Origin of the sequence: Streptococcus suis (genome assembly GCF_016775005.1) — a bacterium.
GTDB lineage: Bacteria > Bacillota > Bacilli > Lactobacillales > Streptococcaceae > Streptococcus > Streptococcus suivaginalis.
Window position 1 is genome coordinate 145,633 of record NZ_JAEUXI010000005.1, and the last position, 21,303, is coordinate 166,935.

The 21,303-nt window shown below is 45.1% G+C and carries 25 protein-coding genes; 23 read left to right on the forward strand and 2 right to left on the reverse strand.

The window, feature by feature from the left end:
• Positions 1–111 precede the first annotated feature (111 nt).
• Together JNG37_RS07125 and JNG37_RS07130 are read left to right on the forward strand one after the other, a co-directional pair.
• Positions 112–2,124 carry a bacteriocin-associated integral membrane family protein gene (locus JNG37_RS07125; protein ID WP_158456632.1) on the forward strand — a complete coding sequence of 671 codons (2,013 nt, stop codon included), beginning with the start codon at positions 112–114 and terminating at the stop codon, positions 2,122–2,124.
• A 1-nt stretch (position 2,125) separates the two neighbouring features.
• The gene (locus JNG37_RS07130; RefSeq protein ID WP_158456630.1) at positions 2,126–2,755 is read left to right on the forward strand and encodes an ATP-binding cassette domain-containing protein; all 630 of its coding nucleotides are present in this window, start codon (positions 2,126–2,128) and stop codon (positions 2,753–2,755) included.
• Between the two features lie 37 nt (positions 2,756–2,792).
• Here JNG37_RS07130 and JNG37_RS07135 read toward each other — a convergent pair whose 3' ends face one another.
• A complete protein-coding gene (locus JNG37_RS07135; protein WP_158456628.1) occupies positions 2,793–3,977 on the reverse strand; it encodes a DUF2974 domain-containing protein in 1,185 nt (394 codons plus the stop codon).
• Positions 3,978–4,113: 136 nt separating this feature from the next.
• Between JNG37_RS07135 and JNG37_RS07140 the strand changes: the two genes are divergently transcribed.
• The 17 genes from JNG37_RS07140 (at position 4,114) to JNG37_RS07220 (ending at position 16,407) form a co-directional block, all read left to right on the forward strand.
• Positions 4,114–4,803 carry a response regulator transcription factor gene (locus JNG37_RS07140; protein WP_158456626.1) on the forward strand — a complete coding sequence of 230 codons (690 nt, stop codon included), beginning with the start codon at positions 4,114–4,116 and terminating at the stop codon, positions 4,801–4,803.
• Entirely contained in the window at positions 4,793–5,761 is a 969-nt protein-coding gene (locus JNG37_RS07145) for a sensor histidine kinase (RefSeq protein WP_158456624.1), read from the forward strand. The genes JNG37_RS07140 and JNG37_RS07145 overlap by 11 nt, the downstream gene beginning before the upstream one ends.
• Positions 5,762–5,851: 90 nt before the next feature.
• Positions 5,852–6,610: an ABC transporter ATP-binding protein gene (locus JNG37_RS07150; protein ID WP_158456622.1), complete on the forward strand. Its 759-nt coding sequence runs from the start codon at positions 5,852–5,854 to the stop codon at positions 6,608–6,610.
• Position 6,611: 1 nt separating this feature from the next.
• A complete protein-coding gene (locus tag JNG37_RS07155; protein ID WP_158456620.1) occupies positions 6,612–8,612 on the forward strand; it encodes an ABC transporter permease in 2,001 nt (666 codons plus the stop codon).
• A gap of 187 nt (positions 8,613–8,799) precedes the next feature.
• Positions 8,800–8,964: a hypothetical protein gene (locus tag JNG37_RS07160; protein WP_044753114.1), complete on the forward strand. Its 165-nt coding sequence runs from the start codon at positions 8,800–8,802 to the stop codon at positions 8,962–8,964.
• Positions 8,961–9,278: a PadR family transcriptional regulator gene (locus JNG37_RS07165; protein WP_024387534.1), complete on the forward strand. Its 318-nt coding sequence runs from the start codon at positions 8,961–8,963 to the stop codon at positions 9,276–9,278. The genes JNG37_RS07160 and JNG37_RS07165 overlap by 4 nt, the downstream gene beginning before the upstream one ends.
• Before the next feature lies 1 nt (position 9,279).
• The gene (locus JNG37_RS07170; RefSeq protein ID WP_158456618.1) at positions 9,280–10,074 is read left to right on the forward strand and encodes a DUF1129 domain-containing protein; all 795 of its coding nucleotides are present in this window, start codon (positions 9,280–9,282) and stop codon (positions 10,072–10,074) included.
• A gap of 1 nt (position 10,075) precedes the next feature.
• Positions 10,076–10,900 carry a DUF1048 domain-containing protein gene (locus JNG37_RS07175; protein ID WP_238336287.1) on the forward strand — a complete coding sequence of 275 codons (825 nt, stop codon included), beginning with the start codon at positions 10,076–10,078 and terminating at the stop codon, positions 10,898–10,900.
• A gap of 84 nt (positions 10,901–10,984) precedes the next feature.
• Positions 10,985–11,221: a DUF2829 domain-containing protein gene (locus tag JNG37_RS07180; RefSeq protein WP_004194840.1), complete on the forward strand. Its 237-nt coding sequence runs from the start codon at positions 10,985–10,987 to the stop codon at positions 11,219–11,221.
• The gene (locus tag JNG37_RS07185) at positions 11,214–11,912 is read left to right on the forward strand and encodes a 3-oxoacyl-ACP reductase (protein ID WP_158456616.1); all 699 of its coding nucleotides are present in this window, start codon (positions 11,214–11,216) and stop codon (positions 11,910–11,912) included. The genes JNG37_RS07180 and JNG37_RS07185 overlap by 8 nt, the downstream gene beginning before the upstream one ends.
• 11 nt (positions 11,913–11,923) lie before the next feature.
• Positions 11,924–12,475 carry a GNAT family N-acetyltransferase gene (locus JNG37_RS07190; protein WP_158456614.1) on the forward strand — a complete coding sequence of 184 codons (552 nt, stop codon included), beginning with the start codon at positions 11,924–11,926 and terminating at the stop codon, positions 12,473–12,475.
• On the forward strand, positions 12,472–12,945 hold the full coding sequence (locus tag JNG37_RS07195) for an ASCH domain-containing protein (RefSeq protein ID WP_158456612.1): 474 nt from the start codon (positions 12,472–12,474) through the stop codon (positions 12,943–12,945). Before JNG37_RS07190 ends, JNG37_RS07195 begins: the two co-directional genes overlap by 4 nt.
• 64 nt (positions 12,946–13,009) lie before the next feature.
• A complete protein-coding gene (locus JNG37_RS07200) occupies positions 13,010–13,324 on the forward strand; it encodes a hypothetical protein (RefSeq protein WP_158456610.1) in 315 nt (104 codons plus the stop codon).
• Positions 13,325–13,438: 114 nt separating this feature from the next.
• The gene (gene glmU / locus JNG37_RS07205) at positions 13,439–14,818 is read left to right on the forward strand and encodes a bifunctional UDP-N-acetylglucosamine diphosphorylase/glucosamine-1-phosphate N-acetyltransferase GlmU (protein ID WP_187321628.1); all 1,380 of its coding nucleotides are present in this window, start codon (positions 13,439–13,441) and stop codon (positions 14,816–14,818) included.
• Positions 14,819–14,826: 8 nt separating this feature from the next.
• Positions 14,827–15,372, forward strand: coding sequence for an NUDIX hydrolase (locus JNG37_RS07210; RefSeq protein ID WP_158456608.1), 546 nt, complete (start codon positions 14,827–14,829; stop codon positions 15,370–15,372).
• Between the two features lie 10 nt (positions 15,373–15,382).
• Complete coding sequence (gene macP, locus JNG37_RS07215) at positions 15,383–15,706, forward strand: cell wall synthase accessory phosphoprotein MacP (protein ID WP_158456606.1); 324 nt, start codon at positions 15,383–15,385, stop codon at positions 15,704–15,706.
• Between the two features lie 11 nt (positions 15,707–15,717).
• Positions 15,718–16,407, forward strand: coding sequence for a 5'-methylthioadenosine/adenosylhomocysteine nucleosidase (locus JNG37_RS07220; protein ID WP_158456604.1), 690 nt, complete (start codon positions 15,718–15,720; stop codon positions 16,405–16,407).
• Positions 16,408–16,437: 30 nt separating this feature from the next.
• Here JNG37_RS07220 and JNG37_RS07225 read toward each other — a convergent pair whose 3' ends face one another.
• A complete protein-coding gene (locus tag JNG37_RS07225; RefSeq protein ID WP_158456602.1) occupies positions 16,438–17,235 on the reverse strand; it encodes a peptidylprolyl isomerase in 798 nt (265 codons plus the stop codon).
• Positions 17,236–17,378: 143 nt separating this feature from the next.
• Between JNG37_RS07225 and JNG37_RS07230 the strand changes: the two genes are divergently transcribed.
• From JNG37_RS07230 to gloA2, 4 genes are all read left to right on the forward strand, one after another.
• The gene (locus tag JNG37_RS07230) at positions 17,379–17,720 is read left to right on the forward strand and encodes a DUF2500 domain-containing protein (RefSeq protein WP_158456600.1); all 342 of its coding nucleotides are present in this window, start codon (positions 17,379–17,381) and stop codon (positions 17,718–17,720) included.
• Positions 17,721–17,834: 114 nt separating this feature from the next.
• On the forward strand, positions 17,835–18,374 hold the full coding sequence (locus JNG37_RS07235) for a hypothetical protein (RefSeq protein ID WP_158456598.1): 540 nt from the start codon (positions 17,835–17,837) through the stop codon (positions 18,372–18,374).
• A gap of 86 nt (positions 18,375–18,460) precedes the next feature.
• Entirely contained in the window at positions 18,461–20,821 is a 2,361-nt protein-coding gene (locus JNG37_RS07240; RefSeq protein WP_158456596.1) for a DNA translocase FtsK, read from the forward strand.
• Positions 20,821–21,207 carry an SMU1112c/YaeR family gloxylase I-like metalloprotein gene (gene gloA2, locus JNG37_RS07245; RefSeq protein ID WP_158456594.1) on the forward strand — a complete coding sequence of 129 codons (387 nt, stop codon included), beginning with the start codon at positions 20,821–20,823 and terminating at the stop codon, positions 21,205–21,207. The genes JNG37_RS07240 and gloA2 overlap by 1 nt, the downstream gene beginning before the upstream one ends.
• The last annotated feature ends 96 nt before the right edge of the window (positions 21,208–21,303 follow it).

Sequence of the window (21,303 nt, forward strand, 5' to 3'; positions counted from 1 at the left end):
CAAATCTGAGGAGACTCAGATTTTTTTGTTTTGGTTTATATATTTTTTGGCAACATATATAGTATTTTGATATAATGAAATAAAAAAGCTGATTCAAGTAGGGAGGTAGCCATGAAAAGATTGTTTATCATCCTGTCCAATATTCTTGTCGCTTGCTTTTTATCCTGGGTTGTATCTATCTGGGCGGATACCTATGTTTCCTTCTACTATCCCAAGGTTGTGGTCCTTGATATGGAACAAAGAGCCAATTTTTCAAGCCTTGCAGAAAGTTTGCAGGAATTGGCAGATGAGACAGATAGCTTAATCGCTATGCAGCATGAGGAGGTTGGAGGAGAGGGAACAACAGAGATCTCTTATGTCCTTTTCGGAAGGGGTAGGCTACCGGAAGGCATCCGTGAAAAAGAGAAGAAAGACCTTGTCAACCCAAGTATTATGACCAATTATTTTATTTTTGGAGGCTCTTTGCGTCTCAGTCAGCTGCAGGAAAGGTTGGCAGCCATCGGTCTATCGCATATGTACTTGATACAGCCGTCTAGTATGGATGTTCTTATTCGGATTTTTGGTAACGGATTTCAGCTAATTGCCCTTCTGATATTCTTCCTGACTTTTGGAGCCCTTGTTTTGATTGGTCATATCGGTCGGTTACGAGCTTCAGGTATTCGATTGATTTCAGGTGAGAGTCGGTGGAGCATTTTTCTCAGGCCTATGAGGGAAGATGGGCGTGACCTGCTCTTTGGTTGGCTAATCGGTAGTAGCTCAGCCATCCTCTTCTTTTACCTATTTGGGCTTCCCAAGCTAGCCATCCTAACCCTTGTGTGCGGACTAGCCATCTACGGAGCTCTGCTTTTCTTGATTGCCTTGTTCTTTGCCTCCGTCTTTTCAATCGGTCTGCAAAGGGTTCATCTGATGCAACTAATCAAGGGGAGGCTTCCTGTAAAGGGAGTGATGGGCTTATTATTCTTTGGGCAAATGCTGGCGCTCCTGATTGTATCGCTCGGTGTCAGTCGGACCTTCCTTTACTCTCAAGCCTGGAGCCTGCACCATGCTGGTCAGACCATGTGGCAGCAGGAGAAAGACTTGGTCAGCTTAGGCTTTAATCGTAGCAGTTTTTCCCATGATAAGGACGAACGAAAGCAGATTGAAAGCAAGTGGTTACAACTGGCAGAAAAAGCTGTCTCTGATCAAAAAGGCCTCCTGAGTCGCCATTTCTTAGTGGATTATTGGGTGAATGCTGGTAGCAATATCTGGCAACAGGCACCGCTCTTGGATTGGCAAGATTACAGCCCTCAAGGAAATGTCCTTCTAGTCACACCCCTGTATCTAGAGCGACAAGGGATAGAATTGACTCCAGCCTTGAAAGAGAGTCTGGCACAGTTAAACAGCAGTGGCAATTTCATCCTGCTTGTGCCTGATAAACTCCGAGAGAAGGAGCAAAATCTGATTTCGGAATTTGAAGAAGCCCTGACCGACATGGTTTATATGCAAGACTCATCTCAAAAAATGAAAGCCATGCTACACTACATTGACAGCAATCAGCTGCGCTTTACTTATAATACTACCCCCTTATCCTATCAACAGTTTGTCAGGGATCCGATTTTGGTGGTCCTAACACCCCAATCAACAGGTGACCAAGCAATAGACTTCTGGTCAAATCAGCTTCAAACCTATTTCTATTTTGAAGATTTGGCCTATTTACAGGACTTGGTAGCAACTCATGGCTTAGACTACCAGATTTCGGAGATGCCTTCTGGCAACCAGATGTTTCAGGATTTTGCCAATAAATTGCAGCGGGAGGTCTGGTTTATGATGGCAAGTGCTGGTCTGGGCATTTTGACCTCTCTGCTTCTGTTTAATACCATGAATTTGCTCTATTTTGAAGAGTTTCGCAGAGAGATTTTTATCAAACGTCTAGCGGGTCTCACCTTTTTTGAGCAACACCGTAGCTACTTTTTAGCTCAGTTTTGTGTTCTCTTATTGGGAGCTGTGGGCGGTCTATTTCTCACCAAGCATGTCTTTCTCTCTTTAGCAGTGTTTGTCCTTTTCTTGGCAAATACCTCCCTGCTTTTATATAGGCAGTCTAGGAAAGAGGAGAAGAGCCTGTCAACTATTTTGAAAGGAGCCTAGTATGATTCGATTAGACAAGGTCTGCAAACGATTCGGAAAACGCCAGTTATTTACAGATGTATCCCTCCAATTAGAGGCAGGAAAAATCTATGCTCTGATTGGTGCGAGTGGAAGCGGAAAAACCACTCTGATGAACATGTTAGCGAAACTAGAAGGCTACGAAGGATCTATTTTATATCGAGGAAAAGAGCTGAGCTCCTACAAATCAACTGACTTTTTCCGCCATGAACTGGGGTATTTATTTCAACATTTTGGACTGATTGAAAGCCAGACTGTCGGAGAGAATTTGAAGCTGGGTTTGGTTGGGCAAAAACTGACCAAGGTCCAACAAGTGGAACAGCAAAGGGCGGCCTTAGAAACTGTTGGTCTTACTTATCTTGATTTGTCTGCCCCCATCTATGAGTTGTCTGGTGGTGAAGCCCAGCGGGTTGCTCTAGCCAAAATCATCCTTAAAAATCCGCCCTTTATCTTGGCAGATGAGCCAACGGCATCCGTTGACCCTGAGACGGCCAGAGCTATCATGGATCTCCTGCTCTCCCTTCGAAAGGAAAACCGCCTGATTTTGATTGCGACCCATAATCCAAGCATTTGGGAAATGGCAGATGAAGTTCTTCGAATCGAAGAATTATGAGAGGATGGAACATCATTTCTAGACAAAAAAGAAGAGATTAGCTCTCTTCTTTTTTTCGACTCTGTTCTTGGAATTGTTGCCACCAATCGTCCAACAGTGCAGGTGGCTTGGGCAAGAAATGCGCCAAGGATTCTTTCCAAATCTGGTAACGGGTGTCAATTAATTGCCGGATTAGGCGTTCCATCATGGCTTGTTCTTGCGGGCTCAGTTGTCGACCATTTTCAATGACTTGCCGGATTTTTAAAGGGGTATCAACGGTTAAATCGCTAAAGCGATGGATGCCCGCCTCGATAAATATCCCGAAAAAGAGGTCAAAGAAATGCCGTAGCTCTTCCTCAGTCAAGCTTGCTGTCCAAGTTTTGAGGGTTTGATCTGTCTGAAGGCTATTGTCTGTTAAGGCTTGTGCAGGTTTAAAATCCAAACCAATGACTTCCCAAGAAAAGGTGATATGCTGAAGGAGACCGATGGTATTGCTATAGACAATTTGGGCGTTTTCGGTCTGTTCCAACATCATACCAACGATAGAATTTTGTGGGACGATAGGGAGGAATTTTTCGGTGATGGATTGGTAACCTGCTGACTGGGTGATGGTTTTATGCAAACCCGGCGCATCAAAGGCAAGGACCTGGACAATTCTTTCTTGCAAATCAGATTGTACTAAGCTGCTTGCAAAGAGAGCCAGATTGCCACCTTTGGAATGACCCGTCACAAAAAACGTGCCCTCGACCTCTTCCATAACCTGTTGCAGATAGAGCAGAGCAGACTTCTGGGCGGGGATTTCTTCCAGATAGGTCATGTGAAAGTCTTCTTTCCAGCCGATAATGGTGTCGTCGGTTCCCCTAAAACTGACCACCGTTTGTTGACGATTGAGTGAGAAACACAGGGCCGCAAACTGCTTCTGCAAGTCCAAGCTAACCTCGTCGACAAAGGCGAAAACCTTGATATACTTAAAACGATTGGCGCTAGCCAAGACACGCAGTAATTTGAGCCTATTTTTAGTTACCATGGAAAAGGGAGGGAAACCATCTGTAAATGCTTCCTGGAAGGCTTGAGCCAGGTGGTCTAAACGAGTTCCTTTTTCACGGGAAAAAGCAGGGCTGACGAGTTGATCAAAGGGAAGATAGGAGAGTTCTGTCAGGGCTAGAAGATCTAGTTTGGTAAGGGGAATATCATAGAAGCTATCGTACTCTACCTCTTGTATATAATCGAATAAATTTGCCATGGCTGTCCTTTCTGATACTCCTTTAAGTATAGGCAAAGTCTTCAAAAATGACAAATTTGTAAGGTAATTTTGCCAGAAATAGCCTAAATGAACAAGGAAATACAGTATAATAGTAGGTAGAAAGTGAGGAGATGGTATGTATAAGATTTTACTGATTGAGGATGACCAAGTTATTCGTAGCCTCTTGGCGAAAAATTTACAAAATTGGGGCTACCAAGTAGAGGTCGTGGAGGATTTTCAAATGGTATTGGACCACATGCGGACCTTTCAACCCCACCTCTTGGTCTTGGATATTGGTCTGCCTTATTTTAATGGCTATTATTGGTGCCAGGAAATCCGCAAGTTTTCACAGCTTCCCATTCTCTTTCTATCCTCTCATGACCAGCCCATGGATATTGTGATGGCGATTAATATGGGTGGAGATGATTTCGTGACCAAGCCCTTTGATATGACGGTTCTCTTGGCTAAGATTCAAGGCTTGATAAGGAGGTCCTATGATTTTCTAGGGGACCAAAGTTTGCTCTGGTTTGGCCCAGTTTGCTTGGATTTAAAGACCATGCAGGTGGCCTATGGGGCTGACAAGGAAGAATTAACTAAGAATGAATTTCAAATCTTGAGGGTCTTGTTTGAACAGGCACCACAGATTGTGGGCCGTGATCAGTTGATGCGTCAGCTTTGGAATAGTGATATCTTTGTGGATGATAATACTTTGTCTGTCAATGTAGCCCGTCTTCGTAAGAAATTAGCAGATTTGGGCTTGGCTGATTTGATTGTGACCAAAAAAGGACTGGGCTATGGTTTGATGGAGGTGACAGATGAGGCATAGTTTTTTGACAGGTTGGTTACGTAGTCGCTGGCAATTTTTTGCTTGTTTTTTGGTCTTTTTACTGTTTATCCTCTTTCTCAGTGATCTATTTTCGGTTCAGCGTCAGTTGACTTACTATGCCACAGGGCTTTTGTTCCTGTTTGCCGTGATTATTTTAGGGATGGATGGCTTGGTGGAGTGGCGGCGCTATCGAAAGAAGATTGAAAATAGGGATTTTGCAGCGGTGTCTGCCTTGGAAACCATGCTGATGGATGACATTTCTAGTTTGGAGGACAAGCTCAACCACTTACAGGCTCAACAGGCCAAGTGGCAGGGAGATATGGAGGACTACTACACCATGTGGGCCCACCAGATGAAAATTCCCCTAGCTGCTAGTCACCTCTTGGTAGGAGAATTGCAGCAACACCCGAGTCAGGCCGCTCTGGAGAAGGAGTTGTTCAAATTGGAACACTATACTAGTTTGGTCCTCAACTATCTACGCTTGCAATCCTTCCACGAAGATTTGCAGTTGGAGCAGGTGGACTTGGAAGAGGTCGTTCGGGACTTGGTCAAGAAATATTCTCTCTTTTTTATAGAGGATAAAATCAAGCTGGACTTGGGCCAGCTGTCCCTGACACTTTCGACCGATAAGCGCTGGCTCAGTCTCTTGATTGAACAGTTTTTGTCCAATGCTGTCAAGTATAGTAAGGGGAAACAAGTTGCAATTGGGCTGGAAGGGGAGGTTTTGGTCATCACTGACACAGGGATAGGAATTGCAGAAAGTGACCTTCAGAGGGTTTTTGAACGCGGTTTTTCAGGTTACAATGGCCGCAGGACTCAACAGTCATCGGGGCTAGGCCTGTATCTAGCGAAACGATTGGCAGAAAAACTGGGCTACAAGATTGAACTGCATTCTGACTTGGGGCAAGGAACGGTGGTGAAGATTCATTTGGAACAAGCAGATCTGGTCTTTAAGTAAACTTACAAAAATGTCACCCAAATGAAAGCTAAACCGATGGATAGTAGATTTGAGACTTGGTAGAATAAGGATAGAAAAGGAGGAGAAACAATGACACTACTTGATGTACAACACGTTCAAAAAATTTACCAAACCCGCTTTCAAGCCAGTCAGGTTGAAGCCTTGAAGGACATTCATTTTACAGTTGAAAAGGGTGAATATGTCGCCATCATGGGAGAATCCGGTTCTGGAAAATCTACCTTGCTCAATATTCTTGCGACCCTGGACAAGCCGACCCGTGGTCATGTCCTACTCAATGGTGTCAATACAGAAACGATTAAGAGCAAGGAAGCAGCAGTCTTTCGTCGGGAGAAATTGGGGTTTGTATTCCAAGATTTCAACCTCTTAGATACCCTCTCTGTCAAGGACAATGTTCTCTTGCCTCTGGTTTTATCTCGTTTTCCGCTTGACCAGATGAATAAGCGTTTGATTCAAACCCTCAACAGTCTGGGCATTGCGACCTTACAAGACAAAATGCCCTACGAGATTTCGGGTGGTCAGCAGCAACGTGTTGCGGTGGCGCGTGCCATCATCACCCAGCCAGAAATCCTCTTAGCGGATGAACCAACTGGAGCCCTCGATTCCAAATCAACGGCAACCCTTCTCGATATCTTTGAAAAAATCAACCAAGAAGGGCAAACCATTTTGATGGTAACCCACTCGACAGCGGCAGCCAGTCGCGCCAAACGGGTCCTCTTTATCAAGGATGGTATCCTCTACAATCAAATCTACCGAGGTGAAAAAAACAATCAGGAGATGTACCAACTGATTTCAGATACCTTGACAGTCATGGCGAATCGAGGTGAATAGTATGCTGGGATTGACCTTTCGATTGGGCTTAACCAATCTCAAAAAGAACCGCAGACTTTATTTTCCCTATGCTTTGATGACCATTTTGTCCACAGCCATTGCCTATATATTTGCCTCGCTTGCTTTTCATCCTGATTTAGGTCAGGTCAAGGGGGCCAACGGGGTGATTCAAGTGCTGGGCTTTGGTATGATTGTAGTTATGCTGGCAGTTGCCATCATGGTCTTCTATGCTAACAGTTTTGTCATGAAGCAGCGGTCAAAAGAGTTTGGTGTCTATAGCATTCTTGGTCTGGAGAAAAAACATCTTCTCTTGATGACTTTTCTAGAAAATCTGGTATTTTCAGTCGGTACCATTCTATCTGGCTTGCTCTTGGGACTGGCTCTAGATAAACTCTTCTATGCCCTCTTGCTGAAAGCCATGCAGATGCCTGTGGTCTTGGCTTCAACCTTCCAGTTGAAAAGTCTAGTCACTGTACTGATCTATCTCTTTGGGATTTTTGCCTTGGTTAGCCTCTTTAATATTGGGAAACTGGGCTTGACCGACTCACTCAAACTAGTTCAGGGCAAGAAGCGTGGGGACAAGAAAACAGGATTCTTCTGGCTACAAACCCTCTTAGCCCTTATCCTATTGGGGGCAGGCTACGCCATTGCACAACTAGTGACCAGTCCGCTGACAGCAATTCCAAGTTTCTTTGGAGCGACTCTTCTGGTTATCTTTGGGACTTATTTGCTTTTCCAATCAGGGGTTATCAGTCTCTTAAACTGGCTAAAACACCGTCAGGCCTATTACTACAAGCCTGAGAATTTTATTTCTGTATCCAACTTGATTTTCCGCATGCGGAAAAATGCTCTGGGCCTTGCGACCATTACCGTTCTATCCAGCATGTTCTTGGTAACCATGGTTGGCGGTCTCAGTATTTACATCGGTGGCAAAGATTATATTGCCAATCAGAATCCAAATGATTATTCGATTGATGTTGGAATGCAGTCAACCGCTTCAAAAACACAAGTGGAGGAGTGGGCGGAAGCTATCTTAGAAGAGAAGGATATTCCTATTGAAAGTAAGGTGGTCTATCCTTACCAGCAAGCCTCTTTTACTGAGGTGACAAATCAGCAAGTAAGATTTTTTACGGTTGAAGATGCCGCTAGCGTAGATTTCTCTGACCTGGGTGTTGGTTTTATCCTTGACCAAGCCACCTATGAAAAGATGACTGGAGAGGCGCTCCAGTTGGTAAGTGACCAAGTAGCCATCTACAGTAAGGGAGTCCAGTATCAAGCTGGTCAAACCCTCACCTTTGATGAAAAGGAGATGGAAGTTGCCCAAGTTTTGCCTAAGAATGTGACCTTGGGTCATCTGCCTGACCATATGTCTTTCAATGTCAGTCAGTACTTAGTCATTGTGGTTCAAGATCTGACGATATTTGAAAATCAAGCTGAGAATCGCTATTATATGGGCTTTGAAAGCAGTCTATCAGAAGAAGAACAAGTAAGGAGCCAAGAGGCCTTCTTATCCGGTAGTTTTGAAAGCGAACTGTGGGTTTCCAATATCCTTCCTGATGGGACCAACACGGTCAGTCTGGCCTATCGTGCCTATGCCATGCGTGGTTTCTTCAGTTTTGCAGGTTCACTTTTCTTCATTGGCCTCTTACTTTCGCTCATCTTTTTGATGGCAGTGGTGCTGGTGATTTACTTCAAACAGATTTCAGAAGGCTATGAAGACAGAGATCGCTTCGTCATTATGACCAAGGTTGGTCTGGATGAGGATCAGACGAGACAGTCCATTCGCAAGCAATTACTGACCGTCTTTTTCCTACCTATTTTACTTGCCTTTGTCCATCTTGCTTTTGCTTATAAGATGCTATCGTCCATTCTTTTGTCTATCGGCGTGGTTAATGCAGGACTTATGTTACAGGTGACAGCAGGCATCTGTGGTGGTTATCTCCTCCTCTACCTAGTGGTCTATGCCATCACAACACGATCTTACAAACAGATTATTTCCTAAACTTGGGGCAACCCAAGTTTTTTATTTTCTTTACAAATTTTAACTATTTTGTTTTACAAACTAGCCACCTTGTGTTACACTATAGATACAAAACTAATAGGTAAAACAAACTAGTGATAGAAGACCAAGAAAATCACTTTTATTTTTATCAAACTAGTCGGTATTACAAACTAGGTGGGGAGGCAGTATGAAGTTGGATAAGAAAAGTCGGGAAAATTGGAAACTAGCAGCTGTCACGCTTGTGACGGCCATTATAACAGGCTGGGCCTTGGATTCTATTTTGATCTTAGGCATCATGTTAGCGTCAGGCTTGCTGTTTGGATTTTTCGCAGAGGAAGAGGAGGACTTATGAAAGAAACCCAGATGCTCAAGGGGGTCCTGGATGGCTGTGTATTGCAAATCATCAGCCAGAAGGAGATTTATGGTTATGAGCTGGTTCAGGAGTTGAGAAATCAGGGCTTTGAAAACATGGTCGGAGGGACAGTCTATCCCCTCCTTCAGAAGTTAGAGAAAAATAGCCTGATTCTTAGTCAGAATAAGCCCTCGCCAGATGGACCGGACAGGAAGTATTTTTATCTGACAGACCAGGGAAAGGCTTATCTAGAAGATTTTTGGAGCCAATGGACGGAATTGGTCCAAAAGGTTCAGCGATTGAAAGGAGAGTAGGATGAGCAAACAAATGGAATACCGCAAGCAGATTGAAGTGATTGAAAGCCAGCTGACTAAGGAAAACAAGGAATACATGGGCCGTATCAATGGCTACATGATGATTGCCTCTGTCTTTCACAGGCAGGAAGAAGCAGTGACTGCCCAGCTCTTATCCATTTACCAAGATGTTCTTGAAGCCCAAAAAGACGGGCTTTCGGCGGAGGATTTTCTGGGTAAAGATAGCAAGCAGATGGCGGACGACCTACTCAGCTATCTCCCTCCGATTGGTTTCGTGGAAGTTGCAAACCTGAGTGGCCTCATGCTCATCATTTACCTCGGTAGCCAATGGCTCATGGATTTTGCAGGGACAGGAACCATCTCCCTCAACTGGCTGGACTTGATCTGCGACGCGGTACTTAGCCTCCTCCTCCCAGCAGGGATTTTCCTCATCATTCGCAGTCTGATTTACCAGACCAGCAAAATCAAGGTTTGGGCAAGTTTTCTCTGCATTCCCCTTCTTTTTCTCGTGATTTGTGGACTTCGTCTCTGGGCAATGCCCAAGGAACCTGACCTAGTCTTGACTGGCTGGGGGCTTCTAGTGCCACTCACCTTACTTGGTCTCGCTCTGCTATTTTTCCAAAGGGAAAAGTTGGTCCGCTATGTCTTTTTACCGACCTACCTCTTCATGATTGTTGGCGGTGTGGTAAATATGGTCATGACCGTTCCAGTTTGGCTCAATCTGATGTTGGTCATTCTTCCAGCGATGGCCTTTTGGATTGGAACTGCGGTTTTGTTGGTGAGAAAGGAGAAGTAAGATGAACAAGCAACAGGAATATTTGAATGCTATTAGTAGCTTACAGGGGAAGTTGACCAAGGAAAACAAGGCCTATATGCGTAAGCTCCATGCTTACTTGATGTTGGCATCAGCCTTTCATGAACAGGAGGAAAGGGCGACTGAACTCTTACTTTCTATCTACCAAGATGTCTTGGATGCCCAAGCAGACGGTCAGTCAGTAGAGGATTTTTTGGGTAAAGATAGCAAGCAAATGGCGGATGAACTCTTGTCTGACCTGTCGCCTATTCGCTGGTACTATGGTCTGCGGTTAACAGGATTGATTTCCTTGGTCTATATTAGCTGGTTTTTCTTAGGTTTGTTTGGAGTGACTGGTGAAATGGTCCTAGAATGGCGGGGCTTACTGTGCGATTTGCTTCTGGCACTCATTCTACCCAGCTCTGCTTTTTTCATTCTAAAGAACCTAGTCTATGAACGGTCAAAAATCAAGTCCTATCTGCTGATGTGGACCTGGGGGCTTAGCTTTATGGGGTTAATTGTCTTGCGTTTTTGGATTAGTCGGCAGTTTTATGAGGGGATTCCCCTGCCCTTGTGGGCCAGTCTTTTGGTGATTCTAGGGATCGTAGCTGGTCTCTTCTACTATCGCAGTAAGTCAGCAATTGTAGATACCTTGATTCCAGCCTATGTCCTAACGGTTCTCAGTGGCTTTAGTCAGCTGCTGGCCAGTCAGTTTGGCTACGGACCGCAGGACTGGACAGGTTGGCTACCTCTGCTCTTTATGGTTCTTGCCTTTTTCTCAACACTTGCAGGCACATTTTTCCTATTGAAAAAGGAGAATGTGGGGTAGGAATACGATCAGGCAACTCTTTAGAGTGGTCTGATTTTTTGGTATAATGGTTGAAAGAGAGAAAAGCAACAAAGGAGCAAAACCATGACATTTGAAGAGATTTTACCAGGCTTGAAGGCCAAGAAAAAGTACGTTCGCACAGGCTGGGGCGGAGCGGAGAACTACGTCCAGCTCTTTGACACCATCGAGGTCCACGGGCAAAAGCTGGAAGCGACGCCCTATTTCCTCATCAACGTGACGGGCGAGGGTGAGGGCTTCTCTATGTGGAGCCCGACCCCTTGCGACGTCCTTGCGACCGACTGGGTAGAAGTCCATGACTAAGACAGCCCTTATCACCGGCGTTTCCAGTGGCATTGGCCTTGCACAAGCGCGGATTTTTTTGGAAAAAGGCTGGCGCGTGTACGGGATTGACCAGGCCAGCAAGCCTGATTTGGCAGGTGATTTCCACTTTCTACAGCTGGACCTGACTGGCGATTTATCACCAGTCTTTTCCTGGTGCCAGACAGTTGATGTCCTCTGTAACACTGCAGGCATTCTAGACGATTACCGCCCCCACCTAGATATTGAGGAGGATGAATTAGCACATATCTTCGCGGTGAATTTTTTTGCGGTGACCAGACTAACCCGCTCCTATCTGCGGCAAATGGTGGACAGACAGTCGGGAACGATTATCAATATGTGCTCCATTGCTTCCAATCTAGCAGGTGGAGGGGGCTCAGCCTATACCGCTTCCAAGCACGCTTTGGCAGGTTTTACCAAGCAGTTGGCACTGGACTATGCCAAGGACAAGGTCCAGGTCTTCGGCATCGCCCCTGGTGCCGTTCAGACAGGCATGACCCAGAAGGACTTTGAGCCAGGGGGATTAGCCGATTGGGTGGCCGACCAGACCCCTATCGGACGCTGGACCCAGCCCCGCGAAATCGCAGAGCTGACCTTCATGCTGGCTACTGGCAAACTCGCCTCCATGCAAGGCCAGATAATCACCATTGACGGTGGCTGGAGTTTGAAGTAGGGAGGAGTATTATGATTCTAGAGACCAATCGTCTGTTGCTCCGTCCTTGGAGTGAGGCAGACGCAGCTGACTTATTTTCTCAGGCCAGTCATCCTGAAGTTGGTCCCGCAGCGGGTTGGCCAGTTCATCAGAGTCTGGAAGAAAGTCGAGAGATTATCAAGACAGTTCTCAGCCAACCCGAAACCTATGCCCTTGTCCTCAAAGAAACAGGCCAGGTCATTGGCAGTATTGGCCTCATGATTGGCAAGCAGAGCGGGCTTGATTTGCCAGATTCAGAAGCAGAACTGGGCTACTGGCTTGGCCAGGGATTTTGGGGACAAGGCCTCATTCCAGAAGCTAGTCAAGTTTTACTGGATTACGGATTTGTCCAGTTGAGTTTAGATAAGATTTGGTGCTGTGCTTTTGTAGAAAATAGCAAGTCCCTGCGTGTCCAAGAAAAGCTGGGCTTTATTTACCAATACCTCTTGGAAGATGTACATTTCCCGCTCATTGATGAAGTCCGTACTGAAAGAGTGAGTTTATTTACGAGAGAGGAATGGTATTCTAGAAAGGAAAAACCATGACCCCAACACAACTCTGGCAAGAATTTCTTGCCATCAATCCCCAAGCTGGTCCTGAGCCGGAGGCCTGGGCCTTTGGGGCGGAAGCTGATCGACTGGCTGAATTGGTGGCTAGAGGCATCAAAACCTCAACCAGCTCTGCCCATGCCCTCTACGCAGTAGAGGGAGAAGAAATCCCGACGGCTGGTGGCTACGACATCATTCTCGATGGGCAAGGTCAGGCTGCGTGTATTATCCAGACCACCAAGGTCTATGTGACGCCCTTTTCCCAAGTGACGGAAGAACATGCTTATAAGGAGGGCGAGTTCCGTCAGGAAGCTGACTTGTCTGACATAAAAGCGAAAAGTCTGACCCACTGGCGGCAGGTCCACGAAGAACTTTTCACAATCTGGCTGGCAGAAGCAGGTCTGACCTTCTCAGAGGATATGCTGGTTGTCTGTGAAGAATTTGAATTGGTTTACCCTAAAAAGTAGGTCCTTGCTTGTTTATTTTTGTTATCTATATTATAATAATATAAAATTAAACAAGGAGGTTCCTATGGATAAGGAACGTGTCATCAATTTATTGGACCAGCTTTCTCCCATTTTGGCTGGGAAAGAGGAAACAGTCGGCAAAGAACTGACGGAGAAATTGCAGTCGGCCTTGCTTGTGACCAAGGAAGATGTGGCTAGTAAGAACGGAGTGGCTTTGGCAACTAGCTTGTCAGGCTTTGTGCAGTCCATTTCTAATGCTAGCTTGCCAGGCGCCAATCTCCGTTTTACAGACCAAGAACGCCCTGTCTGGGAGGAGTTTAAATCCCTGACGGAGCAAGCAAGAGCAGATGACCAGAGAGGTTTTCAGCTATTTCATTAAGATCATAAGGAGTTTAGGCTCCTTTTTTTTGCACTTTGTTTGTCTGCCTGCAATTTTCCAAAAAACGTAAAATTTGCTATAATGGAGAGAATAAGCAAAGAAACGAGAATGATTATGTCAAACTACGCCATTATTTTAGCTGCGGGCAAGGGTACCCGCATGAAGTCTGATTTGCCAAAGGTTTTGCACAAGGTTGCAGGTATTTCCATGCTGGAACATGTCAAACGTGCGGTTGACGCTATGTCACCTGTTAAAACAGTGACCATTGTGGGCCACAAGGCAGAATTGGTGCAGGAAGTCCTAGAGGGACAATCCGAATTTGCCCTTCAATCTGAGCAGCTGGGAACAGGGCATGCGGTGATGATGGCGGAGCCAGATCTGGCAGGTCTAGAAGGTCATACGCTTGTTATTGCAGGTGACACACCGCTGATTACAGGCGAGAGCTTGAAAAACTTGATTAACTTCCATATTAGCCACAAAAACGTTGCGACTATTTTGACAGCTCAGGCTGATAATCCCTTCGGCTACGGTCGCATTATCCGCAATGCAGACGGCGAAGTCTTGAAAATTGTTGAGCAAAAAGATGCCAATGATTTTGAAAAACAAGTCAAGGAAATCAATACTGGAACCTACCTTTTTGACAACAAGCGTCTGTTTGAAGCCCTTAAGGACATCAATACGGACAATGCCCAAGGGGAGTACTATTTGACGGATGTTATTTCCATTTTCCGTCAGGCAGGCGAAAAGGTCGGTGCCTATGTTCTTAAAGACTTTGATGAAAGTTTGGGTGTTAATGACCGTATCGCCCTTGCGACTGCAGAAGCTGTCATGCGCAAGCGAATCAATGAAAAACACATGATCAACGGAGTAACTTTTGTTAATCCAGAAGCGACTTATATTGACATCGATGTGGAAATCGGTGCAGAAGCCGTTATTGAAGCCAATGTAGTCTTGAAAGGTCAAACGGTCATCGGTGAGCGAACTGTCTTGACAAACGGAACCCGAGTACGTGATTCAAAAATCGCAGCAGATGTCGTTATCAGCAATTCAGACATTGAAGAGTCTGTTATCGAAGAAGGAGTGACTGTGGGTCCGTATGCCCATATCCGTCCAGATAGCCTTCTGAAAAAAGATGTTCACGTTGGAAACTTTGTGGAAGTCAAGGCTTCGACACTGGGTGAAGGAACCAAGTCAGGTCACTTGACCTATTTGGGTAATGCAACTATCGGCAGCAATGTCAATGTCGGTGCAGGAACGATTACTGTCAACTACGATGGTAAGAACAAATTCAAGACTACCATCGGCGACAATGCCTTTATCGGATCAAACTCGACCATTATCGCTCCTGTAACTGTTGGCGAAGCTGCATTGTTAGCAGCAGGATCCACCATTACCAAAGACATTCCAAAGGATGCCATCGGTGTCGGTCGTGGCCGTCAGGAAAATAAAGAAGGCTATGCGATCCGTTTTCCCTTCCACCCAAGCCAAAAATAGGTGATACTATGAAATTTGAAGAAAAAACCATTCAACGTACAGAAATTTTCAAAGGCCATATCTTTGATGTAGTTGTTGACGATGTCTTACTGCCAGATGGGAACACAGGCAAACGCGAACTGATTTTTCACAAGGGAGCTGTCTGTGTCCTAGCAGTCACTCCTGAAGGTAAAATGATTTTGGTCAAACAATACCGTAAGGCAATTGAACGTGCCATTTACGAGATTCCAGCAGGTAAATTGGAGTTGGGAGAAGAAGATACGCTTGAAGATGCGGCCTTGCGTGAATTGGAAGAAGAGACAGGCTATACTAGTGACAAGCTGACCTTGTTGGCAGATTTTTACTCCGCTATTGGTTTTTGTAATGAGCGCATCCGACTCTACCTAGCCGATAACTTGGTAAAAGTTGAAAACCCACGACCAATGGATGAAGACGAGGTCATCGAACTGTCTTATGTGAGTTTGGAAGAAGCCTTGGAGTTAATTGCAAATGGAGACATTTGTGATGCCAAGACCATTATGGCGGTTCAATATTTACAATTAATGAGAAAGTAGGAAATTGGCAATGGGCAAGCCCTTGTTAACAGATGACATCATTGAGCGCGCAAGGAGAGGCGAGCCAGTAACAGATAAAAAGGGATTTGGATACTATGAACCAACCCAGGACCTTTCTCGCTTTGAGGAAGAAATCGGTTTTGATTGGGAAGAGGAGGATTACCAGGGCTATAAGGAAGGGGAAACCGTCCGTATCCCCGTAGATGCTTCTATCGTCAAGAGTCGTCGAATCGAAACTGTCAAAAGGGAGGAATTTCGAAGCAAGGTCAATCGAATTCTCCTAATAGTCATCTTGCTTTTGGTCCTCTTGATCATTGCTGTTTTCTATCTATAAAGGAGAATGAGATGAAATTCGGAATTATTGCAGCCATGCCTCAGGAATTGGCTATTTTAGTTGATAACTTGGTGGATAGTCAGGAAGTGGAGGTTTTGGGGCGGACCTATTTTCAAGGTCGATTGGGTCAGCATGAAGTTGTTTTAGTCCAATCTGGTGTTGGCAAGGTCATGTCTGCTATGTCTGTTGCGATTTTGGCTGAGAAATTTGCAGTGGATGTCATTGTCAATACGGGCTCTGCGGGCGCAGTTGCTGAGGGCATCGCAATCGGGGATGTGGTAGTAGCGGATCGATTGGTTTACCATGATGTCGATTTGACTGCCTTTGGTTACCCACATGGTCAAATGTCAGGTCAAGACTTGTATTTCCCAGCAGATAGCAGCTTGCTAGAAAAATTAGCAGCTGTATTGAAAGAGCAGGAACAGGTTAGTCATATCGGCTTGATTGCGACTGGGGATAGTTTTATCGCAGGTCAGGACAAGATTGCAGCTATTCGTTCTCACTTTCCAGACGTCTTAGCAGTTGAGATGGAAGGAGCGGCCATTGCCCAAGCGGCAGTTAATGCAGGCAAACCCTTCTTGGTCATTCGGGCCATGAGTGATACTGCCCAAGGCGATGCCAATATCACTTTTGATGAATTTATCATCCAAGCAGGCGAACGTTCTGCGCAGACCTTGATGGCATTTTTAGAACAAGCATAAAACCCAGCCGTATGGCTGGGTTTTCATTTTTTAAAAGGTATAATCTTTGATAATTTCAATGCTTTGAATGGTTACTTCAGAGGTTGGTTTGTCATTGTCGTTGGTTTCTACCGCAGCAATCTTATCAACAACATCCATGCCTTCAATTACCTGACCAAAAACAGTATAGCCACCATCTAGGCTTGGATTACCGCCATTCTTGTAGGCTTCGATAATCTTGCCAGGGTACTTGCTTGTGGATAATTGGCTAGAGGCATCTGTTGTGTTTTGGTTGATGAAGAACTGGCTACCATTGGTATTGGCTCCTGCATTAGCCATGGCAAGGGCGCCACGGATATTGTAGAGGAAGGCGGAGATTTCATTTTTAAAGCCATTGCCAGCGTCGATACTGTCATCTTTGTCAGCCCAAATAGACTCCCCGCCTGTACCGTCACCCTGAGGGTCTCCTGTTTGAATCATAAATCCTTCGATGACCCGGTGGAAAATAATTCCATCATAGTAGCCTTCTTTGGCATGGGTTAAAAAGTTTTCCACAGCCAATGGGGCTTGCTCAGGAAAGAGTTTGATGGTAATATCACCCTGAGAGGTTTTTAATTTGACAGCCGCTTCATTTTCAGCGATGTCTGTGGACAGCTGTGGGAAAACAGCATTTGGATTGTTGATTGCATAAGCCAGGTCTTTAGCATATTGGGCAGAAGCGCTGGTATCGGTGCTTGTGCTAGAAGCAGTTGAGCTGCTAGAATCGGTTGAAGTCGTTTGATTGGCAGTAGATGTGCACGCTGTTAAAAAAATAGCGGAAGCCAAGGCCAATATCACATATTTTTTCATGGAAAATCCTTTCTAGAAAACGTAAAAATTACCTCATTTTACCATGATTCAGTAGAATTTTCAATTTTCTGCTGAAAGACTGGATGAGAATGGATTTTTGTGCAAAATTTGATATACTATTATTAAAAAAGGAGGAGCCTAAAATGCAAGATTTGGTCCATAGCTCAGGCTTGTTTATGTTTTTCTTCTATGCAATAGCGACACTTATACTGGGAACGGTTTGTTTTCAGATTGTCAAAAATTTGACTGAATGGTTGCGGAATAACCAGGCTCCCAAAGAGACTTGTAGGGCTAGGTTGGTTGCCAAACGAACCCATGTTTTTGGTAACGAAGTAGCACGAACCAATTATTATGTAACGTTTGAATGGGAGGGCAAACGGCAGGAATTTCGTGTACGTTCAGACCAGTATGCCCTCTTAGCAGAAGGAGATGTGGGCAGCCTGCATTTTCAAGGCACCCGTTTTCTAGGTTTTGACAGGGGATAGTATTTTTTTCTATTGAAAATGTACAAAATAGTGTATAATAGCAGGAGTTTGCCAGCCCAATTAGATGAAGCAGTTGAACCCATCAGGCTGAGCTATATAGGAGAAGTTTGAAAAATGTCTATTGAAAAACGTATTGAAGAAATGTACAAAGACCATGAGGTCAAACCCTATATTTCCCCTGAACGTGACTTGGCAGCCTGGCTTTTGGAGGCAAAGCCTGTTCCCAAACGCAATATGATTCGGCTAGAAGAAGGCTTGCTGGCGGGGGACATTATCCTCCTCTGGCGTGTCAATTTTGGCACTTTTACAACTACGACGCCCTATTCCAAGTATTTTGAGTACATGTATGGTATCAACGGTCCTGCCCACATGGAAAAGTTGTTGGCGGATGGCTATGTTTATTTAGAGTCAGCCTTTGATTCGCTGGACCACATCACATCCACTGCCAAGAAGAATATCCTCAAAGCAGAAGGTGTGACCGGTCTTTCCAAGATGAAGGCGGCCGACCTCGACACTGCCCTCAAGGACCACTTGACAGAAGAAAAACTAGCTCCTTACTTTGCTGTCCGCGGCTATGCCCTGACGGAAAAAGGCAGAGCTGCTCTGGATAATCACCCAGAAGTCATTGACAAACACCCAAAGAAGAAGATGTAGATTGGCAAAGCCAATCTCTTTTTTTTATCTATGAAAATCTATCTAAATTATGATAAAATAAGGAGATTGAGAAAGTTGAGGAAGATATGGCAAAGTCAAGTAAAAAAGGAAAGGCGACCCGCAGGCCGACCAAGGCTGAGCAGGCGCAGAGACAGACAGTCCAGAATTTTGTAGTTCGTGGTCTGTTCCTGTTTCTACTCATTTTTACCATGCTGCGCTTGGGTGCAGTTGGTGTCACACTTTATAATATAACTCGTATCTTGATTGGTAGTTTGGCCTACCTCGGTTTAATTGCGGCATTTATCATTGCATTTGTAGGACCGAAAATCAAGGAGAGGGAAGGAACTCGCTTGGGAATCGGGTTTATCATTATGGGATTCTTATTGGCTTATCAGGCTTATTTTGATCAAGTCTATACAGGACGAGATCTATTTGGACATACCTTAGAGTTGGCCTTTAAGGACCTTTTTGGTTTGAAAGTGACGGAATTTCTAGGCGGAGGCTTAATCGGGGGGACTCTCTACCTGCCGGTTTCCTTTCTTTTTGCCAATATCGGGACATTTTTAATTGCAGGATTGTTGGTTCTGTTTGGCCTCTTTTTCATCAGTCCCTGGTCTGTCTATGATGTCGGAGAGTTTCTTGGACTTGCTGGACAGCGCATGAGTCAGGCAAGTCAGGAGAGGGCAGAAAAAAGAGTCCTTCGGGCAGTTCAAAAAGAGGAAAAACGTGCGGAAAAAGCTGCGCAGCAAGCAGCCTTAGAAGCTGAACGAGCGGCTCTTAGGTTAGAACAAGAGACGAAAGAGAGAGAGGCGGACGCCCTTCTCTATCCACATGTGGACCTTGAAACGGGGGAGATTTTAGAAGAAGTTCCCCAAGTTCCAATTATCTCAGGATATGACAGTCAAGAGGAAGAGGAATTTCCAGTCCTATTGGTTGAAGATGAGGAAGATCTTCCTACTCAGCAACAAGTTGTATCTGACGATGATGGACAGGACATCCAGATTGATTTTCAACCAAAGAAAAATCTGGCTTATAAGCTACCGTCCATTGATTTGTTTGCACCTATTAAGGCCAAAAGTCAAGCAAATGAGAAAAAGATTGTTCGTCAAAATATCAAGGTCTTGGAAGAAACCTTTGCTAGCTTTGGGATTAAAGTAGCAGTTGAACGGGCTGAGATTGGTCCGTCCGTTACCAAGTACGAAGTCAAACCAGCAGTCGGAGTTCGCGTTAACCGTATTTCCAATCTAGCTGACGATTTGGCCCTGGCCCTTGCTGCCAAAGATGTCCGTATTGAAGCACCGATTCCAGGTAAATCTTTGGTCGGAATCGAAGTTCCTAACTCAGAAGTCGCCATGGTACCCTTCCGAGAACTCTGGGAGCAATCCAAGACGGATGCCAACAAACTCTTGGAGATTCCACTTGGAAAAGCAGTCAATGGCTCTGTTCGCTCCTTTAACTTGGCGCGCATGCCTCACTTGCTCGTAGCAGGCTCAACTGGTTCAGGTAAGTCTGTTGCAGTCAATGGGATTATCTCTTCCATCCTGATGAAGGCTGGACCAGACCAAGTCAAGTTCATGATGATTGACCCCAAAATGGTCGAATTGTCAGTCTATAACGATATCCCTCACCTATTGATCCCTGTTGTGACCAATCCCCGCAAGGCAGCTCGTGCCCTTCAAAAAGTCGTGGACGAGATGGAGAAACGCTATGAGCTTTTTAGCCATCTTGGGGTACGAAACTTGGAAGGTTACAATACCAAGGTAGAAGAGTTTAACTCCCGTTCAAATGAAAAGCAGATTCCCCTGCCCTTGATTGTCGTGATTGTGGACGAGTTGGCCGACCTGATGATGGTAGCCAGCAAGGAAGTGGAAGATGCCATTATTCGCTTGGGACAGAAGGCTCGTGCAGCAGGTATCCACATGATTCTTGCTACCCAACGTCCATCCGTTGATGTTATCTCTGGTCTGATTAAGGCCAATGTGCCGTCGCGGATTGCCTTTGCGGTATCGAGCGGTACAGATAGTCGGACCATCTTAGATGAAAATGGTGCAGAAAAACTCTTGGGACGAGGGGACATGCTCTTCAAACCCATCGATGAAAACCACCCAGTCCGTCTGCAAGGTTCCTTTATTTCAGATGATGATGTAGAAGCCATTGTGAGCTTTATAAAAGAGCAAGCTGAGGCGGACTATGATGAGACATTTGACCCTGGTGAAGTGGCAGAAGGCGATAGTGATACAGGTTTTGGTGATGCTGGAGGAGATCCACTTTTCAACGAAGCACGGGCTTTGGTTGTCGAAACGCAAAAAGCTAGCGCATCCATGATCCAACGCCGATTATCTGTCGGCTTTAACCGAGCAACCAGACTCATGGAAGAATTGGAAGCAGCAGGGGTTATTGGTCCAGCAGAAGGAACCAAGCCTAGAAAGGTATTGGAGACACAGTAATGAAATTTGAAGCAGTCCATCATATTGCCATCATCGGCAGTAATTATGAACAAACAAGAGAATTTTATGTCGATAAATTGGGCTTTGAACAGTTGGATGAACACATCCGGCCAGAAAAAAATGACATTCTTTTCAATGTCAAAAAGGGCAATATAATCTTAGAAATTTTCATCAAACCGGATGCTCCGCTGAGACCAGCCATGCCCCATCCTGAGCATACAGGTCTACGCCATCTAGCCTTCCAGGTTGCAGATGTGGAAGCTTGTCTGGAAGAGTTTGACCGTTTGGACATCCGACATGAAGTCCTGCGAACAGACGATTTTGATGGGAAGAAGATGGCCTTCTTCTTTGATCCAGATGGTCTACCGCTCGAAATTCATGAATAAAAAAGAAGTGGGAGTAAGGCGCAGATGCGATAGCTCCCAACTTCCATCATGATGTTGTTGAAGAAATTGATTTTGTCTTTGTAGACCAGCCTCTTG

Bases quoted from the DNA above. Each gene is read 5' to 3' on its own strand.
- JNG37_RS07125 (WP_158456632.1), top strand. From the start codon at position 112: ATGAAAAGATTGTTTATCATCCTGTCCAATATTCTTGTCGCTTGCTTT.
- JNG37_RS07130 (WP_158456630.1), top strand. From the start codon at position 2,126: ATGATTCGATTAGACAAGGTCTGCAAACGATTCGGAAAACGCCAGTTA.
- JNG37_RS07135 (WP_158456628.1), bottom strand. From the start codon at position 3,977: ATGGCAAATTTATTCGATTATATACAAGAGGTAGAGTACGATAGCTTC.
- JNG37_RS07140 (WP_158456626.1), top strand. From the start codon at position 4,114: ATGTATAAGATTTTACTGATTGAGGATGACCAAGTTATTCGTAGCCTC.
- JNG37_RS07145 (WP_158456624.1), top strand. From the start codon at position 4,793: ATGAGGCATAGTTTTTTGACAGGTTGGTTACGTAGTCGCTGGCAATTT.
- JNG37_RS07150 (WP_158456622.1), top strand. From the start codon at position 5,852: ATGACACTACTTGATGTACAACACGTTCAAAAAATTTACCAAACCCGC.
- JNG37_RS07155 (WP_158456620.1), top strand. From the start codon at position 6,612: ATGCTGGGATTGACCTTTCGATTGGGCTTAACCAATCTCAAAAAGAAC.
- JNG37_RS07160 (WP_044753114.1), top strand. From the start codon at position 8,800: ATGAAGTTGGATAAGAAAAGTCGGGAAAATTGGAAACTAGCAGCTGTC.
- JNG37_RS07165 (WP_024387534.1), top strand. From the start codon at position 8,961: ATGAAAGAAACCCAGATGCTCAAGGGGGTCCTGGATGGCTGTGTATTG.
- JNG37_RS07170 (WP_158456618.1), top strand. From the start codon at position 9,280: ATGAGCAAACAAATGGAATACCGCAAGCAGATTGAAGTGATTGAAAGC.
- JNG37_RS07175 (WP_238336287.1), top strand. From the start codon at position 10,076: ATGAACAAGCAACAGGAATATTTGAATGCTATTAGTAGCTTACAGGGG.
- JNG37_RS07180 (WP_004194840.1), top strand. From the start codon at position 10,985: ATGACATTTGAAGAGATTTTACCAGGCTTGAAGGCCAAGAAAAAGTAC.
- JNG37_RS07185 (WP_158456616.1), top strand. From the start codon at position 11,214: ATGACTAAGACAGCCCTTATCACCGGCGTTTCCAGTGGCATTGGCCTT.
- JNG37_RS07190 (WP_158456614.1), top strand. From the start codon at position 11,924: ATGATTCTAGAGACCAATCGTCTGTTGCTCCGTCCTTGGAGTGAGGCA.
- JNG37_RS07195 (WP_158456612.1), top strand. From the start codon at position 12,472: ATGACCCCAACACAACTCTGGCAAGAATTTCTTGCCATCAATCCCCAA.
- JNG37_RS07200 (WP_158456610.1), top strand. From the start codon at position 13,010: ATGGATAAGGAACGTGTCATCAATTTATTGGACCAGCTTTCTCCCATT.
- glmU (WP_187321628.1), top strand. From the start codon at position 13,439: ATGTCAAACTACGCCATTATTTTAGCTGCGGGCAAGGGTACCCGCATG.
- JNG37_RS07210 (WP_158456608.1), top strand. From the start codon at position 14,827: ATGAAATTTGAAGAAAAAACCATTCAACGTACAGAAATTTTCAAAGGC.
- macP (WP_158456606.1), top strand. From the start codon at position 15,383: ATGGGCAAGCCCTTGTTAACAGATGACATCATTGAGCGCGCAAGGAGA.
- JNG37_RS07220 (WP_158456604.1), top strand. From the start codon at position 15,718: ATGAAATTCGGAATTATTGCAGCCATGCCTCAGGAATTGGCTATTTTA.
- JNG37_RS07225 (WP_158456602.1), bottom strand. From the start codon at position 17,235: ATGAAAAAATATGTGATATTGGCCTTGGCTTCCGCTATTTTTTTAACA.
- JNG37_RS07230 (WP_158456600.1), top strand. From the start codon at position 17,379: ATGCAAGATTTGGTCCATAGCTCAGGCTTGTTTATGTTTTTCTTCTAT.
- JNG37_RS07235 (WP_158456598.1), top strand. From the start codon at position 17,835: ATGTCTATTGAAAAACGTATTGAAGAAATGTACAAAGACCATGAGGTC.
- JNG37_RS07240 (WP_158456596.1), top strand. From the start codon at position 18,461: ATGGCAAAGTCAAGTAAAAAAGGAAAGGCGACCCGCAGGCCGACCAAG.
- gloA2 (WP_158456594.1), top strand. From the start codon at position 20,821: ATGAAATTTGAAGCAGTCCATCATATTGCCATCATCGGCAGTAATTAT.